At 65.9% G+C, this 16,923-nt stretch carries 12 protein-coding genes; 8 read left to right on the forward strand and 4 right to left on the reverse strand.

Features of this window, described 5'->3' with window-relative positions:
• The first annotated feature begins 82 nt into the window (after nt 1–82).
• From urtA to urtE, 5 genes are all read left to right on the forward strand, one after another.
• Complete coding sequence (gene urtA, locus ACM9LZ_RS03360; protein ID WP_416617924.1) at nt 83–1,381, forward strand: urea ABC transporter substrate-binding protein; 1,299 nt, start codon at nt 83–85, stop codon at nt 1,379–1,381.
• A 135-nt stretch (nt 1,382–1,516) separates the two neighbouring features.
• Nucleotides 1,517–3,109 carry an urea ABC transporter permease subunit UrtB gene (gene urtB, locus ACM9LZ_RS03365; protein ID WP_416617925.1) on the forward strand — a complete coding sequence of 531 codons (1,593 nt, stop codon included), beginning with the start codon at nt 1,517–1,519 and terminating at the stop codon, nt 3,107–3,109.
• 13 nt (nt 3,110–3,122) lie between these two features.
• Nucleotides 3,123–4,265, forward strand: a complete 1,143-nt coding sequence (gene urtC / locus ACM9LZ_RS03370; RefSeq protein WP_416617952.1) for an urea ABC transporter permease subunit UrtC — start codon at nt 3,123–3,125, stop codon at nt 4,263–4,265.
• 5 nt (nt 4,266–4,270) lie between these two features.
• Nucleotides 4,271–5,023: an urea ABC transporter ATP-binding protein UrtD gene (gene urtD, locus ACM9LZ_RS03375; protein ID WP_416617926.1), complete on the forward strand. Its 753-nt coding sequence runs from the start codon at nt 4,271–4,273 to the stop codon at nt 5,021–5,023.
• Between the two features lie 3 nt (nt 5,024–5,026).
• Nucleotides 5,027–5,722: an urea ABC transporter ATP-binding subunit UrtE gene (gene urtE / locus ACM9LZ_RS03380; RefSeq protein WP_416617927.1), complete on the forward strand. Its 696-nt coding sequence runs from the start codon at nt 5,027–5,029 to the stop codon at nt 5,720–5,722.
• On the opposite strand, the gene ACM9LZ_RS03385 is transcribed toward urtE, so the two are convergent.
• From ACM9LZ_RS03385 to ACM9LZ_RS03400, 4 genes are all read right to left on the reverse strand, one after another.
• Nucleotides 5,723–7,141 (reverse strand): amidase family protein, encoded by a 1,419-nt coding sequence (locus ACM9LZ_RS03385; protein ID WP_416617928.1) that lies wholly within the window; start codon nt 7,139–7,141, stop codon nt 5,723–5,725. It abuts the gene before it with no gap.
• On the reverse strand, nt 7,138–9,327 hold the full coding sequence (locus ACM9LZ_RS03390) for a S9 family peptidase (protein WP_416617929.1): 2,190 nt from the start codon (nt 9,325–9,327) through the stop codon (nt 7,138–7,140). The genes ACM9LZ_RS03385 and ACM9LZ_RS03390 overlap by 4 nt, the downstream gene beginning before the upstream one ends.
• Nucleotides 9,328–9,424: 97 nt before the next feature.
• Nucleotides 9,425–11,653 (reverse strand): TonB-dependent receptor, encoded by a 2,229-nt coding sequence (locus ACM9LZ_RS03395; protein ID WP_416617930.1) that lies wholly within the window; start codon nt 11,651–11,653, stop codon nt 9,425–9,427.
• Nucleotides 11,654–12,106: 453 nt separating this feature from the next.
• Nucleotides 12,107–13,072: an alpha/beta hydrolase fold domain-containing protein gene (locus ACM9LZ_RS03400; RefSeq protein WP_416617931.1), complete on the reverse strand. Its 966-nt coding sequence runs from the start codon at nt 13,070–13,072 to the stop codon at nt 12,107–12,109.
• 183 nt (nt 13,073–13,255) lie between these two features.
• On the opposite strand from ACM9LZ_RS03400, the gene ACM9LZ_RS03405 reads away from it, so the two are divergent.
• The 3 genes from ACM9LZ_RS03405 to ACM9LZ_RS03415 all read left to right on the forward strand — a co-directional run bounded on the left by ACM9LZ_RS03405 (nt 13,256) and on the right by ACM9LZ_RS03415 (nt 16,867).
• Entirely contained in the window at nt 13,256–14,014 is a 759-nt protein-coding gene (locus tag ACM9LZ_RS03405; protein ID WP_416617932.1) for an AraC family transcriptional regulator, read from the forward strand.
• Nucleotides 14,015–14,410: 396 nt separating this feature from the next.
• Nucleotides 14,411–16,429 (forward strand): serine hydrolase, encoded by a 2,019-nt coding sequence (locus ACM9LZ_RS03410; RefSeq protein ID WP_416617933.1) that lies wholly within the window; start codon nt 14,411–14,413, stop codon nt 16,427–16,429.
• 78 nt (nt 16,430–16,507) lie between these two features.
• Nucleotides 16,508–16,867, forward strand: a complete 360-nt coding sequence (locus tag ACM9LZ_RS03415; protein WP_416617934.1) for a RidA family protein — start codon at nt 16,508–16,510, stop codon at nt 16,865–16,867.
• The last annotated feature ends 56 nt before the right edge of the window (nt 16,868–16,923 follow it).

Below are 16,923 nucleotides of genomic sequence, written 5' to 3' on the forward strand. Positions count from 1 at the left end.
GGGGCCGCTCCCCCGCGGCAGCGGAAACGGCCCCCATCGGCGACATTCTTCCAACCCATTTCTGCTGACGGGAGATAACCCCATGTCGCGTCGTCATTTTCTGCGCTCCGCCACCCTGGCCATCACCGGTGCCGCCCTGCTGCTCGGCACCTCCGGCGTGGCGCTGGCCGCCGACAAGCCGCCCATCAAGGTCGGTGTCCTGCATTCGCTGTCGGGCACCATGGCCATCAGCGAGACGACCCTGAAGGACGTCATGCTGATGCTGATCGAGGAACAGAACAAGAAGGGCGGCGTGCTGGGCCGCAAGCTGGAACCGGTGGTGGTCGATCCGGCCAGCAACTGGCCGCTGTTCGCCGAGAAGGCGCGTGAGTTGCTGGCTGTCCACAAGGTATCGGCAGTATTCGGCTGCTGGACGTCGGTGTCACGCAAGTCCGTCCTGCCGGTTTTCGAGGAACTGAACGGCCTGCTGTTCTATCCCGTGCAGTATGAGGGGGAGGAAAGCTCCCGCAATGTGTTCTATACAGGTGCCGCACCCAACCAGCAGGCCATCCCCGCCGTGGATTACCTGATCGAAGAGGGGATCGAGCGCTGGGTCCTGGCCGGCACCGACTATGTCTATCCACGCACGACCAACAAGATCCTGGAAGCCTATCTGAAGGCCAAGGGCGTGCAGGCGGCCGATATCATGATCGATTACACCCCCTTCGGCCATGCCGACTGGCAATCCATCGTCCGCGACATCAAGGCCTTCGGCAGCGCCGGCCGGAAGACGGCCGTCGTGTCCACCATCAATGGCGATGCCAATGTGCCTTTTTACAAGGAACTGGCCAACCAGGGCGTGAAGGCAACCGACATTCCCGTCATCGCCTTTTCCGTGGGCGAGGAGGAACTGGCCGGTATCGACACCAAGCCGCTGGTCGGCCATCTGGCGGCCTGGAACTATTTCCAGAGCGTCGAGACACCGGCCAATGCCGAGTTCATCAAGAAGTGGCGGGCCTTCACCAGGAATGCCAAGCGGGTGACCAACGACCCGATGGAAGCACATTTCATCGGCTTCAACATGTGGGTTCAGGCCGTGGAGAAGGCAGGGACGACCGATCCCGACAAGGTGATCGATGCCATGATCGGCGTATCGGTGCCCAACCTGTCGGGCGGCTATTCCGCCATGCTGCCCAACCATCACATCACAAAGCCGGTGCTGATCGGCGAGGTGCAAGCCGACGGCCAGTTTGAAACGGTATGGCGGACCCGGGGCCTGGTCGCCGGGGATGAATGGTCCGACTACCTGCCCGACAGCAAGGACCTGATCGCCGACTGGCGGGCACCGCTGTCCTGCGGGAATTTCAACAGCGCCACGGGCAAGTGCGGCGGGGCCAAGTAAGAGCCCGACCGCCTGCTCACCCCACGGGGTCACAGGCCCCGCTTCCTCCCCTCGTCCCCCCTTATGGTGGCAAAGACCGCCGGAAGGGGGGCTTGCGACCAGCGCGCCCGCCCCGGCCCCAGGAAGGCTTGCCCCATGCGAATGCTGCTGATGCTGCTGTCCCTGCTGCTGGCGCCGATGGCGTCGGCCGATGTGCCAGCCCCCCTGATCGACGCGCTGGCCGCCGATGATTATGCGGCCAGGGAAGAGGCGCTGACCACACTCACGCAAACGGGCGACCCTGCCATCGTTCCGGCACTGAAGGCACTGGCGGAAGGCTCGCTCTACCGCCGTCTTTCGGATGACAAGGTGTTTGTCGGGCGGGAGGTGGATGATGGCGTAACCCTGACCGACCCCCTCACAGGGGCGGTGGCGGGCGTGCAACCGCAAGGCGCCGTCGAGCGCATCCGCGTCAACAACCGCATCCGGCGGGCCGTGCAGGCGGCATTGGGCGCACTGACCCTGCGCAGTCCGGAAGCAGCCACCCGTCTGAAAGCCGCCGAAAGCATCTTCACCAACAAGGAGACGGAGGCGCTGCCCGTGCTGGAGGCCGCCCTGGCGGCCGAACAGGATGACCGTGTGCGCATGGCCATGCGCCAAGCCCGCGCGGCCATCCTGGCCGCCGGTGACAGCGACGCGCAGACGAAGCTGGCCGCCATACCCCTGATCGCCGAACGCGGGGGGCGCCCGGCCCTGGCGTTGCTGACCCCACTGGCCACCGACGCGGACGCGGTCGTGGCGGAGGCGGCAGCGGCGGCGGCACGACGGATCGAGAACCATCTGGCCTGGGCGGCGGCGGCCCAGAACATCATCTATGGCCTGTCGCTGGGTTCCGTCCTGCTGCTGGCCGCCATCGGGCTTGCCGTCACCTTCGGGGTGATGGGCGTGATCAACATGGCCCATGGCGAGATGGTGATGCTGGGCGCCTACACCACCTACGTCGTCCAGAACCTGATCCGGACCAGCATGCCGGAACTGTTCGACTGGTCCCTGCTGATCGCCTTGCCGCTGGCGTTCCTGGTGGCGGGCGGTGTCGGCATCCTGATCGAACGTGGCATCATCCGCTGGCTGTACGGTCGGCCGCTGGAAACGCTTCTGGCCACCTGGGGCCTGTCGCTGGTGCTGCAACAGGCCGTGCGCTCCCTGTTCGGGCCCACCAACATGGAGGTGGGCAACCCGTCCTGGATGTCCGGCGCCTTTCAGGTGGGCGAGGTGACCATCACCCATGGCCGGCTGTGGATATTCCTGTTCGGGCTGATCGTCTTCGCGGCCCTGATGGTGCTGTTGAAACGCACGCCGCTGGGCCTTCAAATGCGGGCCGTGACCCAGAACCGCTCCATGGCCAGGGCCATGGGCATCCGCACCGCGCGGGTGGACGCGCTGACCTTCGGCCTGGGATCCGGCATCGCCGGGCTGGCGGGCGTGGCCCTGTCGCAGATCGACAATGTCAGCCCCAATCTGGGCCAGGGCTACATCATCGACAGTTTCATGATCGTGATCTTCGGCGGGGTCGGCAACCTGTGGGGCACGCTGGTCGGTGCCTTGTCACTGGGCATCGTCAACAAGCTGCTGGAGCCGCTGGCCGGCGCGGTGCTGGGCAAGATCCTGGTGCTGGTCGGCATCATCCTGTTCATCCAGGCGCGTCCGCGGGGCCTTTTCGCCCTGAAGGGCCGCGCCATCGAGCATTGAGGGGGCTGCCATGATGAAGGGCGGATTGATCCTGCCGCGACTGGACCGGGCGGGCCTGATCTTCGGGGCGGTTGCCCTGGGGCTGGCCCTGCTGGTTCCGGTCCTGAACCTGGCCGTGCCGCCGGACAGCCCGTTCCATGTGCCGCCGCATGTCGTGGCGCTGATGGGCAAGTACCTGTGCTATGCGCTGCTGGCTCTGTCCGTGGACCTGGTCTGGGGATATTGCGGCATCCTGTCGCTTGGCCATGGCGCCTTCTTCGCCCTGGGTGGATATGCCATGGGCATGTACCTGATGCGCCAGATCGGGCCGCGCGGCATGTATGGCCATGCCGAATTGCCGGACTTCATGGTCTTCCTGAACTGGCAGGAACTGCCCTGGTACTGGCTGGGCTTCGACCAGTTCTGGTTCGCGGCCCTGATGGTACTGCTGGTGCCGGGCCTGCTGGCGGGCCTGCTGGGCTGGCTGGCCTTCCGCAGCCGGGTGACGGGGGTCTATCTCTCCATCATCACGCAGGCCATGACCTTTGCCCTGCTGCTTGCCTTCTTCCGCAACGACATGGGGTTCGGGGGCAATAACGGCCTGACCGATTTCAAGGACATTCTGGGCGCTTCCATCCAGGCCGACGGCACGCGCAGCGCGCTGTTCGCCGCGACCGCCGTGGCGCTGGCGCTGGGGTTCGTCCTGTGCCGCTGGATCGTGCGATCCAAGCTGGGCCGCGTGCTGGTCGCCATCCGCGACGCCGAAAGCCGCACGCGCTTCCTGGGCTATCGCGTGGAACGGTACAAGCTGTTCGTCTTCATGATATCGGCCTGCATGGCGGGGGTCGCCGGCGCGCTCTATGTGCCACAGGTCGGCATCATCAATCCCGGTGAGTTCAGCCCCGCCAACTCCATCGAGGCGGTGATCTGGGTCGCGGTCGGCGGGCGCGGCACGCTGGTCGGCCCCGTCATCGGCGCGGTGCTGGTGAATTTCGGCAAGACGGTCCTGACCGGAGCGCTGCCGGAAGTGTGGCTGTTCGCGCTGGGCGGCCTGTTCATCGCCGTCACCCTGTTCCTGCCGCGCGGCATCGTCGGCCTGTGGATGGCGTATCAGCACCGCCGGGCCGAAAGGCAGGAAGCTGCAACAACCACCAATCCCGCCCTGTCGGAAGGTTGATCCCCATGTCCAGAACCGATCCGCAGCACACCCAGCTCTATCTCGACGGCGTCTGCGTCAGCTTCGACGGGTTCCGGGCATTGAACAACCTGTCGCTGATCATCATGCCGGGAGAGATGCGCGCCATCATCGGCCCCAACGGTGCCGGCAAGACCACCATGATGGATGTGATCACGGGCAAGACGCGGCCCGATGCCGGTGCTGTGCTGTTCGATGGCGACACCGACCTGACCCGGCTGGACGAGGCCGGCATCGCCAATCTGGGCATCGGGCGCAAGTTCCAGAAGCCGACGGTCTTCGAAAGCCATACGGTCTGGGACAATATCGACCTGGCCCTGGCCGGACGGCGGGGCCCGTTCGCCACCCTGTTCCACCGTGACGGTGCGGATGACCAGCGCATCCTGGAGATACTGGACGTGATCCGCCTGTCGGGCCGCCGGCACGTGCAGGCGGGATCATTGTCGCACGGACAGAAGCAATGGCTGGAAATCGGCATGCTGCTGGCGCAGGAGCCCAAGCTGTTGCTGGTCGACGAACCCGTGGCCGGCATGACGGATGCGGAAACGGCGGAGACGGCCCGCCTGCTGCGCGACATCGCGCAGACCCGATCCGTCGTCGTGGTCGAACATGACATGACCTTCGTGCGTGACCTGGATGTGAAGGTGACGGTGCTGCACGAAGGTTCCGTCCTGTCCGACGGGTCCTTGGACCATGTAAGCGCCGATCCGCGCGTCATCGAAGTCTATCTGGGGCGGTGATCCATGCTGAATGTCGAAGCCATCAACCTGCATTACGGTGCCGCCCAGGCCCTGCGGGGCGTCAGCCTGCGGGCGGAACCGGGCCGCGTCACCTGCCTGATGGGCCGCAACGGCGTGGGGAAATCCTCCACCCTGCGCGCCATCATCGGCCATCGCCCCGTCAGCGGCGGTTCCATCTTCTGGGAAGGGGCGGACATCACGAAACTGTCGCCGGATGAGCGGGCCCGCCGCGGCATCGCCTATGTGCCGCAGGGGCGGGAGATATTTCCCCTGCTGAGCGTGAAGGAGAACCTGGAAACGGGCTTCGCCCCCCTGCCCCGCCGCCAGCGAACCATCCCGGACGAGATATTCGAGCTGTTCCCCGTGCTGAAATCCATGCTGGCCCGTCGGGGCGGCGACCTGTCGGGCGGGCAGCAGCAGCAACTGGCCATCGGCCGCGCGCTGGTGACACGGCCACGCCTGCTGCTGCTGGACGAACCGACTGAGGGCATCCAGCCCTCCATCATCAAGGATATCGGCCGGGCCATCGGCTGGCTGCGCGACCGGGGCGACATGGCCATCCTGCTGGTGGAACAATATTTCGAGTTCGCCCGCGACCTGGCCGACCTTTTCGCCGTCATGGACCGGGGAGAGGTCGTGATGGGCGGCGAAAAGGCCGATCTGGTGGAAAGCGAGGTGCGGCGCTTCCTGACGGTGTGATCACAGAGCGGGATGCGTCATCGGATGCATCACCGACAGGGGCGGCCAGCGGTCGGCCCAGGGGCGCGCCTGTTCCAGTTCCAGGGCCAGCGACAGCAGCAGTTCCTCCTGCCCGCGGTCGGCCGCGAACATGACACCGACAGGCAGCCCATGTTCCGTCCAGGACAGGGGCAGGGAAATGGCGGGCGTGCCCGACAGGTTCTGCAGCGGCGTATAGCCCAGCCAGCGGAACATGCGGCGCATCAGCCGTTCCGGCTCCACATCGGGGGCCATGAAACCCAGGGGCGGCGGCGGCGCCGTCAGGGTCGGCGTCAGGATCACATCGTATTTGTCGGCATAGAAAGCCGACAGGCGACAGGGCAGTTCGGCCACCTGGCGGAACGCGAATTCCAGATCGTCGGTGCCCATGGCCTCGGCCATGCGGCCCAGCGCGTTGGTCCAGGGTTCCAGCACGCGCTCCGGATCGCCGCCGCGTGCCCGCACCCCATCCACGCAGTCGGCCGCGATATGGCACCACAGGATGCGTTCCGCGCGGTCGGCATCCGGCCCGTCGACAGGCCAGCCGATGGACACAATCTGGTGGCCCAGTTCGCCGCACAGCATGACCGTGTCCGTAACGGCCTTGATCACCGCCGGTTCCGGCATGACGCCGGACAGGGTCGGCAGGACCATGCCGATGCGCAGACGGCGGCGCAGCGGCTCGGTCACGGGCGGCGGACGATCCGGATGGGCCAGTGCGAAACCGGCCGCCACGTCACGCACACTGCGCGCCATCAGGCTGTCGCCGACCAGCAGATCCTCCACCACATGGCGCGCCCGGACACGCACCGTGGTGCCGCGACCGGGCTTCAGCCCCACCAGCCCGCAGCAGGATGACGGGATGCGGATCGACCCCGCCCCGTCGCTGCCATGGGCCAGCGGCACCAGTCCTGCCGCCACGGCCGCCCCCGCCCCCCCGCTGGAGCCCCCCGGCGTATGCCGGAAGGACCAGGGATTGCGCGTCACGGGGCCGATCACGGGCTCCGTCACGCCCAGCAGGCCGAATTCGGGCATGGCGCTCTTGCCCACGGGGACCAGACCCGCCTCGTCCAGCCGCCGGACATAGGCATGGCCCGATGCGACGGGCGTGAGCGGCCTGGATGCAGAGCCGCCACGGCTGGGCAGGCCGGGATAATCCAGCGAATCCTTCAAAAGATAGGGCACGCCGGCCAGCGGGTGGTCGGGCAGCGGCATGGAAGCGCAGGCGCGGCCAAGATCGAAGGCGGGCCAGCTCAGCGCACGAAGCTGCGGGTCCAGTGCCTCGATACGCTGGATCGCGGCCTCCGTCAGTTCGGGAGCGGAGATCTGGCCCGACCGGATCAATTCGGCCTGGGCATGAGCGTCCAGGCGGCCAATGGCCATTGCATCCGACAGCTTCATTTCAACCCCTTGCTCCATTCCAGGCACTGTTCGGCGAACGCCCAGAACAGGGCCATCTGCTTGAATTGGTCGCTGAGCCCCGCCCCGGCCTGATGGCCGGCGGCCATGTCGACATGGAACAGGATGGGGGCCGGGCCCTTGTTATGGTCGCGCAAGGTCGCCACCCATTTCGCCGCCTCCCAATAGCTGACGCGATCATCACGGATACCGGCCGTGGCCAGCACGGGCGGATAGACGGCATCCTTGACATTCTCGTATGGCGAGATGGAGGCGATGTAGTCATAGGCCTGCGGATCGGCCAGCGGGTCGCCCCAATCGGGCCGGAAGGCAGGGACCAGGGGATGGTCGGCATCGCTCATGGTGTTCAGCATGTCCACGAACGGCACCTGGGCGATGGAACCGGCCCACAGGTCGGGCCGCAGGTTCAGCACGCCGCCCATCAGCAGCCCCCCCGCCGACAGCCCATAGGCCACCACGCGCCGGCGGGTGGTATAGCCCTGACCGATCAGATGTTCCGCGCAGGCGATGAAGTCGGTGAAACTGTTCTTCTTCTTGAAACGACGCCCCTCCAGGAACCAGCGGCGGCCCTTCTCCGATCCGCCGCGCACATGGGCGATGGCATGGACCCAGCCCCGATCCACCAGCGCCAGGGCGGGGACGGAAAATTCCGCCTCCGACGGGACGCCATAGGAGCCATAGGCGTAGAGCAGCAGCGGTGCCGTGCCGTCCAGTACCGTGCCCTTGCGCATCAGCAGCGTGACCGGCACCTGTTCGCCGTCCGGAGCGGGGGCCATCAGGCGCCGCACCTCGTACCGGCCGGCCTCGAAGCCCTGGCCGGCGGCCTGGGCCTGTACCGTGCGGCGGGTGCCCGCCGCCATGTCATGGTCCAGCCATTGCCGGGGTGTGCGCGGGCTTTCATAGATCAGGCGCAGAACGGCGCCGTCATGTTCCTGCACCGGCGCCAGTGTCAGGGTATAGGCGGCCTCATCGAAGGCCACCTTGCCGCTGGTGCCGGCCCTGTCGGTGACGACCAGTTCCAGATTGCCGTCGACCCGCTGCAAGCGGACGAAATGTCCCTTGAAGGGCAGCATCTGCAAAATATGGCTGCCCGGACGATGGGCGACCCAGTCACGCCAATGGGCCCGGCCCGGCCGGTCCAGCGGTGCGCGCATCAGCTTGCCATCCAGCGCCCCGTCGGCATCGGTCAGGATGACCAGTTCCCCTCCCCATTCCTCCACCCGGTAATGCAGGCCGGGACGGCGCGGCTCCACCAGCATCGGCTCGGCCAGCGGATCGGCAGCCGGGATCAGCCGCACCTCATCCACATCCGGACCCAGGATATGGATGATGACATGGCTGTTCGATGCCGTGCGCGACAGGGACATGAACAGCGCCGGATCGGGTTCGGTATAGACCAGTTCGTCGGCCCCACCCCGTGCCGGCCGGCGATAGACCTTGACGGGCCGCGACAGCGGATCCCGCCATATCCAGAAGACATAGCGACTGTCAGGGGAAAACGCGACGGCGCGATACCCATAGGCGTCGGCATTGGGCGTGGTATTGACCGCCCCCGTCTCCAGATCACGCACGCAGATACGGTGGCGGTCGCCGCCTTCCACATCCTCGGCCCACATGAACAGCGTGTGGTCGGGGCTGTGTTCGGCCTCGGTGATGCGGAAATAGGCGTGGCCACGGGCGCGTTCCTGCGCATCCAGCAGCACCTGTTCCGCCCCGCCGCCGCGGGGGCGGCGGGCATAGACCTTGTGGTCCTCGCCCGGTCGGACATAGCTGTAATATTCCCACGGGCCGTCGGGTGTCGGCGGGGCGGCCATGTCGGCCCCGGTCAGGGCCTGCATGGCCTGGACATAGGCCGACTGCACGGCCCGTGTCGGGGCCAGCAGGGCATCGGCATAGCGGTTTTCCGCATCCAGATGGGCCCTGATCTCCGGGTCCATCAGCGATGTGTCACGCGATACCTGCGCCCAGTTCGGATCGCGCAGCCAGGCATAATTATCGATACGGGTCCGGCCCAGTTGCACGATGCGTCGGGGACGCCGGGGCGGACGCGGGGCATCTGGCACGCCGCCGGCGACCGTGGCCCCCGTATCCGCCCGCGCGGGCAAGGCCAGCAGGGCGACACCGGCCGCCATCAGCAATGAACGCCGCCGCATCACCACACCCGCCATGCCCTTGTCCTTTCCCGTTCCATACCAAGACCTGTACCCCGGGGGGGGAGCCCACAGGGGACAGGGTACGTCAATGGCTGATGATCACATCAACCGATCACATCGACCAGCGCAGGGTGACACCGTAGGTCCGCGGCCGCACCAGGCCCTGACTGAGGCCGTTGGCCTCCGGCACGGTGCGGGTGACGCCGCGCTTGTCCGTTACATTGTTGGCGAAGACCGTTGCAGAGGTCGTGCCGAAGGTGGCACCCAGGCGCAGGTCGAACAGGTTGTAGCCACCCTGTTCGTTGGCCGTGATGCCAGGAACCGCGGAATTCATGTCGCTGATCCCCTTCGACAGGTAACGATGGGCAATGGTAACGGTGGGATCGAAATCGGCATCGAAGCGATAGATGGCGGTATTGGCGATGGACCAGTCAGCCGACCCGGCCAACCGCGCGCCCTTGGGTGCCGTGCCGTACCACAGGATGAACAGGTCTTCGTCCAGCCGCGCTTTCATGTAGGTGACGGTGCTTTGCAGGTCCAGATTGGCCGTGGCCTGCCAGGAAGCCGACATTTCCAGCCCCTTGATGGAAGCGGCCGCCCCGTTGGAAGCATAGTTGTAATTGTCGGGCGTCAGCAGGCGGAGCTGGATGTCGGTCCAGTCGACATAGAAGGCGGTGGCATCCAGCAGCAGCTTGCCATCGGCCAGCGTGCTGCGCAGTCCGGCTTCATAGTTCTTCAGGCTGTCACTGCGCGAACCGCTGGGGATCGGGAAGGCGGACAGGCCCGAGGTGTTCGGCGTGCCGAACCGGAAGCCTTCCGAATAGAGGCCGTAGACCATCAGCGTCTTGCTGGGGGTGTAGGTCAGCGAGACCTTGGGCGAGAAGCCATCCTCCTTGGTGTTGGTGCGCTCCACCGACGGATTGCCGGGATAGGTGGAAAAGCCGACGCTGGTGGAGGTGCTGGTCACCTCCGTCTTGAACAGGCGCCCGCCGGCCGTGATCTTCAATTCCGGCGTCACATGATAGGTCGCCTCACCGAACAGGGCGGATTCCTTGCCCGTCAGGTCGGTATAGTAGGCATTGAAGATCTCCCCGTCGGGCGCGATGATGCTGCCCGTGCCGGGACCGTAATTGGGAGAGGCGTTGAAGGCCGCCGCAGCACCCGCGGCACCCAGTTGCTCATAAAGGTGCTTGTCGCTTTCGAAATACATGCCGCCCAGCAGCCATTCCAGCGGACCATCATTGTTGGAGGCCAGACGCAATTCGGCACTTTTCCCGTCGCTGTCGCCACCGGACCGGACATAGAGCGGGTTGGTGATGTTCAGACCCAGATCGGCATTATAGGCGGCGCGATAGGGGGTGAAATCGAACAGGAAGCCCTGCTCCTTCTTCTGATAGGCACCCAGCGCCGTCAGGGTGGCGAAGCCCAGGTCACGGTCCAGCCGCAGGCTGTGGACCTGGACTTCCGTATCGTTGGGTTCCGACAGTGCGGTGGAACGGCCGAAGCTGCCATAGGCCGGGTTGCGGTAGGGGGCGTCGTCGGCCTCCGTCTTCTGGTACAGGCTGAGCCAGGAAAGCTCCGTCAGGTCGTCCGGGGTCCACACCACCGACAGGCGGCCACCGCCTACATCGATGTCGCTGGACCCCTTCTCGCCCGTGCCCGCATTGTCCAGATAGCCGGGGTCGCGCCGGAAGGTGCCGACGGCGCGCACGGCCAGCTTGTCCTCCACCAGCGGCATGTTGACCATGGCCTTGCCCGTCCAGCCGATGTCGGCATTGCGGGTGCGGGACAGGGTGGTCTCCAACGCCGCATCGGACCGGCCGGCATCAGCCTTGTTGGCAATATAGTTGACAGCGCCACCCATGGAGGCGGAACCGAACAGCGAACCCTGCGGACCACGCAGCACTTCCACCCGGTCCACGTCGAAGGCGTCGATGTCGGGGATGACGATGGTCCAGCCCGGCTCGGTCAGCGGGACCTCGTTGATGTAATAGCCCGTCGTCCCCTGGCCCTGCACATTGCCGGAATTGGTGGCGACGCCGCGGATCACGACATGCGAGGTGCCCGGCTGGAATTCGTTGAACACAACGCCGGGCGTGCGCTGGATATAGTCGGCGAAGCTCTGGGCGCCGATGGCTTCAAGCTGCGCGCCCGTCACCGCGGAAACGGAGCCGGAAACCGCACGCACGCTTTCCTGGCGCTTGGTGGCCGTGACGATGATCTCTTCCAGAAGGAAGCTGCCGCGGGCGGCCCCTGCCTCCTGCGCGCCGGCCGTGGCCAGGGGCGAGAGAAGGGCGATGCCGGAAAGCAGCAGCGTGCGGTGCCAATTGAAACGGGTCATTGCGAGGTTCCCCTGTTCTCTTATGGATGATTAAGGGCCGTGCCCCGGCCTCTGTCTTCCCCAGCCTATGCCCTTCCGGGCAGGCCCGGCATACCCGGGCAGGTCATTTACTGGTGTGATCGGGCCAACCGACCCGCGATCCCGGGTCCGCGACTACCGCAATGCAGCGGCGTGCAAGTGCTATGGGTCGCAGGCGCATACCAGCCGGACAACCATTGATTTCGGGCTCACGACAAGGGTTGCCGTAAATGGGGGACCGCAGTCATTTTGGCGATGCACAAGGTTCTGGCGACGGGCGACCGGCACCGTCCCTGGCCCGAAGACGACAATGTCGCCATCCGACGGCGACCGCCACAGCACCGCTCGTGCGGGGTCGCGACGCCACTGAATGTTGGCGCCGTCAATTGAGGGCGGTGATCACAACCAATAGGTTCTGATCACCGCAAGATAGTATTAGCCGCACGTCCGCCCCAGCCGGCGTGCCAGCCAGGTGGCGGACTCCGTCAAGGCGCGGTCAGCCAGGGGCGAGATGGAAACCGCTTCCAGGAAACTGTGGCTTGCCCCCTCGTACAGGTTCGCCACCACCGGCACGCCGGCCGCCCGCAGCGCAGCCGCCATGGACAGATTGCCATCCGCCAGGATGTCGCAGCCGGCAATGGCCAGGAAAGCCGGCGGCAGGCCCTGCAAGTCGGCCCGAAGGGGTACGGCGAGCGGATCCTCGTAATCGGCGGGACCCCGCAGATAGGCGTCCCAGAACACCACCATTTCGGCACTGTTCAGCATATAGCCGTCACCGCCATACCGTTGGTGCGAGGGGGTGACGGCATGGTCGAAGGCACCATAATTCAGCAGCATGCCATCCAGCAGCGGCTTGGCCTGTCGCCGCAGCAGCAGGTTCGCGGCAACAGCCATGTTGGCTCCCGCGCTGTCCCCGGCAATGGCAATGCGCGACGGGTCCAGCCCGGCCCCGGCCCCGTCCTGCCGCAACCAGTCGATGACGGACACGATCTCCTCCAACGCCGTCGGGAACTTGGCTTCCGGCGACAGGCTGTAATCGACACCGATGACGGCAATACCGGCGCGGGCCGCATATTCGCGCATCAGCCGGTCATGGGTGTCGAGGCTGAACAGCATCCAGCCGCCGCCGTGGATATAAAGCAGGGACGGCAATCCCCGGTCCAGCACGGGGCGATGGATGCGGATACGCACGCCGCGCGGGCCTACCCGCAACTCATCCGTCCGGGCCATGGCAGGGCCGCCCGCTGCCCAGGGCGCGCGCACCCGCTCGGCCACCTGCCGGCGGTCGGCCATGGTTTGGCCCGGCTGAGGCGGATGGGCGGCGTAGCCGCTGTTGATGGCCTCATGGAACTGCCGGATTTCGGGGGCAAGATCATCTGCGGCTTCGATACCCTGGCTCACGCACCACTCTCCCGGCTACGATCTCTTTCCGATGCTAAGGGAACCGGGGGGAAGGATGCTTGCCATGGCGGGCCAAACACTGCCGTGGGCGGGCCGATCCGGCCTCCCGAACTTGACCCGTACAAGGGAATTGCCTTTTCATCCCCTTTTCCGGGCCACGGATAAGCGGGACTGAGGGACAGGATGAAGCGCAGCGCCGATTATCTGGTGACGCAGCGGCCGGTCATCGCTCTGCAGGACGAATATCCCGCCGGTTTCGTCGATCCGTTCCATAGCCATCAGCACACGCAACTCCTGTATGCCTCGGCCGGTGTCATGTCGGTGGTGACCGATTGCACTTCATTCGTGCTGCCGCCGCAGCGGGCCCTGTGGCTACCGGCGGGCACCCCGCACGAAGTGTCCTGCCGCGGACCGGTTTCGTTGCGGACATTGTATATCGATCCTTCCCGCGACCGGGACCCGGGCCATTGCCGGGTGATCGAGGTGTCGGATTTCCTGCGCGCGCTGATCCTGGAGACCGTCGGCTTTCCACCCGATTATGACCTGCAGGGGCGTGAAGGACGTATCGTCCATCTGCTGCTGGACGAGATCGAACGCATGCCCAACGCGCCCTATCAGGTTCGCATGCCAGCCGATGAACGGCTGCTGCGCGTCTGCCGGGCCATCCTGGCCGAGCCGGCCGACAATCGCGACCTGGACGATTGGGCCCGCATGGCGACCATGAGCCGGCGGACCTTCACCCGGCTTTTCAAGCAGGAAACGGGGATGGGCGTCGCCGTCTGGCGCCAGCAGGTGCGCCTGATGGAGGCGCTGTCGCTGCTGGCCAGCGGCCGGCCGGTCACGCTGGTGGCCTTCGATGTCGGATATGACAGTCCCAGCGCCTTTACGGCGATGTTCCACCGGACCTTCGGTGTGCCGCCCAGCCTGTACCAGGTCCGCTGAGGCCGGGCGCCGGCCCGGCATGCCGACTGGCATCATGAATTTGACGATCGGAAATGCCACCGGCGCGGCGGGCGGGATGCAGGGCCCGCACCGGCCCCGACAGGCCCGCACCTGATCGGATCGGCGGTGCGGCAGCAGGGTGCGGATTGGTCCTTCGGCACCGGCGTCATTCGGCACTATCTTTTCGGAAATTTTTTTCATATAAGAAAAACAATGAAACAGGGGATTTGAGTGGCGGGAGAAAAAGGCACCCGGCTCGGGTGTTTGGTGGGGTGCCGAAGCCGACCTCTGCGTCACCCGGCGTTTTGCCGCGCCCTTCCCCTTGCCACCGCACACACCCCAGTTGGCGGCGGTCGCCTTTTCTTGAACCAACAACAAATCGGACAGGGAAAGACCATGAAATATCGCAAACGCCTTCTCATCCCCGCGCTGGCGACGGTGCTTCTGGCTGGCGGCCCGGTCCTGGGCCAGGTGCCGTCGCCCGTGCCGCCCGGCCCGGAAGCGGCCGCAGCCACGACGCAGGCGCCGGAGGCCGACGCCGACGCCGACGCCGATGACAGCGCCAGCACGGCGACCATGACAGCGGCGGATCTGGAAACGCTGCTGGATGGCTTCCTGCCCTATGCGCTGAAGCGCGGCGACATTGCCGGGGCGGTCGTGACAATCGTGAAGGATGGCGACATCCTGTTCAAGAAGGGCTATGGCGTCGCCGACCGTGCAACGGGCCAGGCCATTGACCCGGATACGACGATTTTCCGGCCGGGCTCCATCTCCAAGCTGTTCACCTGGATTGCGGTGATGCAGCAGGCGGAAGCGGGCCGGCTGGACCTGGACGCCGACATCAATACCTATCTTGATTTCAAGATCCCGGCGACCTTTGCCGAACCCGTCACCATGCGCCATATCCTGACGCATACCGCCGGGTTCGAGGAAGTGGTCAAGGACCTGATCGTCCTGAACGACAGCCAGCCGATGGCCCTGGGCACGCTGTTGTCCGCCCATGTTCCCGCCCGCATCTTCAAGCCGGGCACAGTCGTGGCCTATTCCAACTATGGCACGGCGCTTGCCGGCTACGTCGTGGAACGGCTCAGCGGCGAGAATTTCGCCGATTATATCACCCGCCACATCATGCAACCGGCCGGCATGAAATATGCCACCATGGCCCAGCCGCTGCCGGCCGACATGGCCGGGCTGATGTCCAAAGGGTATGAATCGTCCCGCGATCCGGCGCGGCCGTTCGAAATCATCAATCATGCCCCAGCCGGGTCGCTGTCGGCCAGCGGTGCCGATATGGCAAGGTTCATGATCGCGGTGCTGAACCACGGCGACGGCCCCAACGGCCGCATCCTGCGACCCGAAACCCTGGCACAGATGCTGTCGCCGCAGCATCGCCCCCTGCCCGGCCAGCAACTGGCCATGGGCCTGGGGTTCTACGAGCAGAACCGCAACGGCTACCGCATCATGGGCCATGGCGGCGACACGGTACTGTTCCACAGCGACCTGTCCCTGTGGCTGGATGAGGGGGTCGGGGTCTTCATCTCTCTCAACAGCACCGGCGATGAACGATCCCCGGGGCCCATCCGCAGCGAGTTGCATCGGCTGATCGCCGACCGCTATTTCCCGGCGAAGGCACCAACAGCCCCTGCCCCGACCGAAACCGTGAAGCGCAACGTGCCCGTGGGCGGCACCTTTTACAGCTCCCGCCGGGCCGACCATACGCTGGTCAGCTTCATCAACCTGTTCAGCCAGGGAGACCTGGTGACGAACGAGGATGGCACCGCCTCCTTCACCCTGTTCCGCGATTTCGCGGGCCTTCCCAAGCGCTGGCGCGAGGTGGCGCCCGACCGGTGGCAGGAAGTGGGAACCGACAGCCTGATGCACACCAGGACGGATGCGGATGGTCGCATCGTGACCATCACGACCGACGATTATCCGGCCATCTTCATCTTTGAACGGGTGCCGGCCTCCATCAACAAGGGCTGGAGCCTGCCGTTGCTGGGGGCAACCCTGTTCCTGGCCTTGTTCACCGCCTTGTGGTGGCCCGTAGCGGCCCTGGTGCGCCGTCGTTACGGACGGGCGCATCCGCTTGCCGGCGGCGACCTGCTGGCCGACCGTCTGGTGCGAGTGTCCAGCCTGATGGCGCTGGTATCCCTGGGCGGCATGATCGGCGTGCTGACATTGGCCATCACCCCGTTGATGGAAGGGAGCATCGGCTGGCTTCTCGCCCTGCTGAAACTGGCGGGCTGGCTGGGCATCCTGGGCCTGCTGCCGGCCGGCTGGCGGGCCTGGCAGGTCTGGCGGCAGCCCGCCGGTTGGGGCGTTCGCCTCCGCGCCACCCTGACGGTCGCCATGTTCCTGTCGGTGGCCTGGTTCCTGACCACCTACAACCTGGCAGGCTTCAGCCTCACCTACTGATCCCCGATTACCCATCCCCACCGCCCCCGGCCCCGTCCAAGGCCGGGGGCTTTGCATGATATAAGGAGCCTTCGCATCATGACCATCGCACCTGCCCTTTCCCCCGCCATCGCCGCCGGCGACCTGCTGTTCCTGTCCGGTCAGCTTGCGTTCGGCGATGACGGCGCCATCGTCGCGCCCGACGATGTGGCGCGCCAGACCGAACAGGTCATGGCCAATATCGCCCGCGTCCTGGCCGCCCATGGGCTGGCACTGGCCGATATCGTGAAGACCACGGTCTGGCTGACCGACACGGCCGATTTCGCGGCTTTCAACGCAGCCTATGCGCAGGCCCTCGGTACGCACAGGCCGGCCCGTTCCACCGTGCGGGCCGACCTGATGCTGCCGGGCGCGCGCGTGGAGATCGAAGCCATCGCCCGCCGTATCAGCGGGGAATGATCCAGAGCGTATTTCCGCTGACCGGAAACCCGCTCTCGCCCTTCAATTCCTCAAAC

The sequence above is a fragment of the Niveispirillum fermenti genome (assembly GCF_048066175.1).
GTDB classification, from domain to species: domain Bacteria; phylum Pseudomonadota; class Alphaproteobacteria; order Azospirillales; family Azospirillaceae; genus Niveispirillum; species Niveispirillum fermenti.

Coding starts and splice junctions, on each gene's coding strand:
- ACM9LZ_RS03390 (WP_416617929.1), bottom strand. CDS start 9,327: ATGGCGGGTGTGGTGATGCGGCGGCGTTCATTGCTGATGGCGGCCGGT.
- ACM9LZ_RS03405 (WP_416617932.1), top strand. CDS start 13,256: ATGAAGCGCAGCGCCGATTATCTGGTGACGCAGCGGCCGGTCATCGCT.
- ACM9LZ_RS03415 (WP_416617934.1), top strand. CDS start 16,508: ATGACCATCGCACCTGCCCTTTCCCCCGCCATCGCCGCCGGCGACCTG.
- urtA (WP_416617924.1), top strand. CDS start 83: ATGTCGCGTCGTCATTTTCTGCGCTCCGCCACCCTGGCCATCACCGGT.
- urtD (WP_416617926.1), top strand. CDS start 4,271: ATGTCCAGAACCGATCCGCAGCACACCCAGCTCTATCTCGACGGCGTC.
- ACM9LZ_RS03410 (WP_416617933.1), top strand. CDS start 14,411: ATGAAATATCGCAAACGCCTTCTCATCCCCGCGCTGGCGACGGTGCTT.
- urtC (WP_416617952.1), top strand. CDS start 3,123: ATGAAGGGCGGATTGATCCTGCCGCGACTGGACCGGGCGGGCCTGATC.
- ACM9LZ_RS03395 (WP_416617930.1), bottom strand. CDS start 11,653: ATGACCCGTTTCAATTGGCACCGCACGCTGCTGCTTTCCGGCATCGCC.
- ACM9LZ_RS03385 (WP_416617928.1), bottom strand. CDS start 7,141: ATGAAGCTGTCGGATGCAATGGCCATTGGCCGCCTGGACGCTCATGCC.
- urtE (WP_416617927.1), top strand. CDS start 5,027: ATGCTGAATGTCGAAGCCATCAACCTGCATTACGGTGCCGCCCAGGCC.
- urtB (WP_416617925.1), top strand. CDS start 1,517: ATGCGAATGCTGCTGATGCTGCTGTCCCTGCTGCTGGCGCCGATGGCG.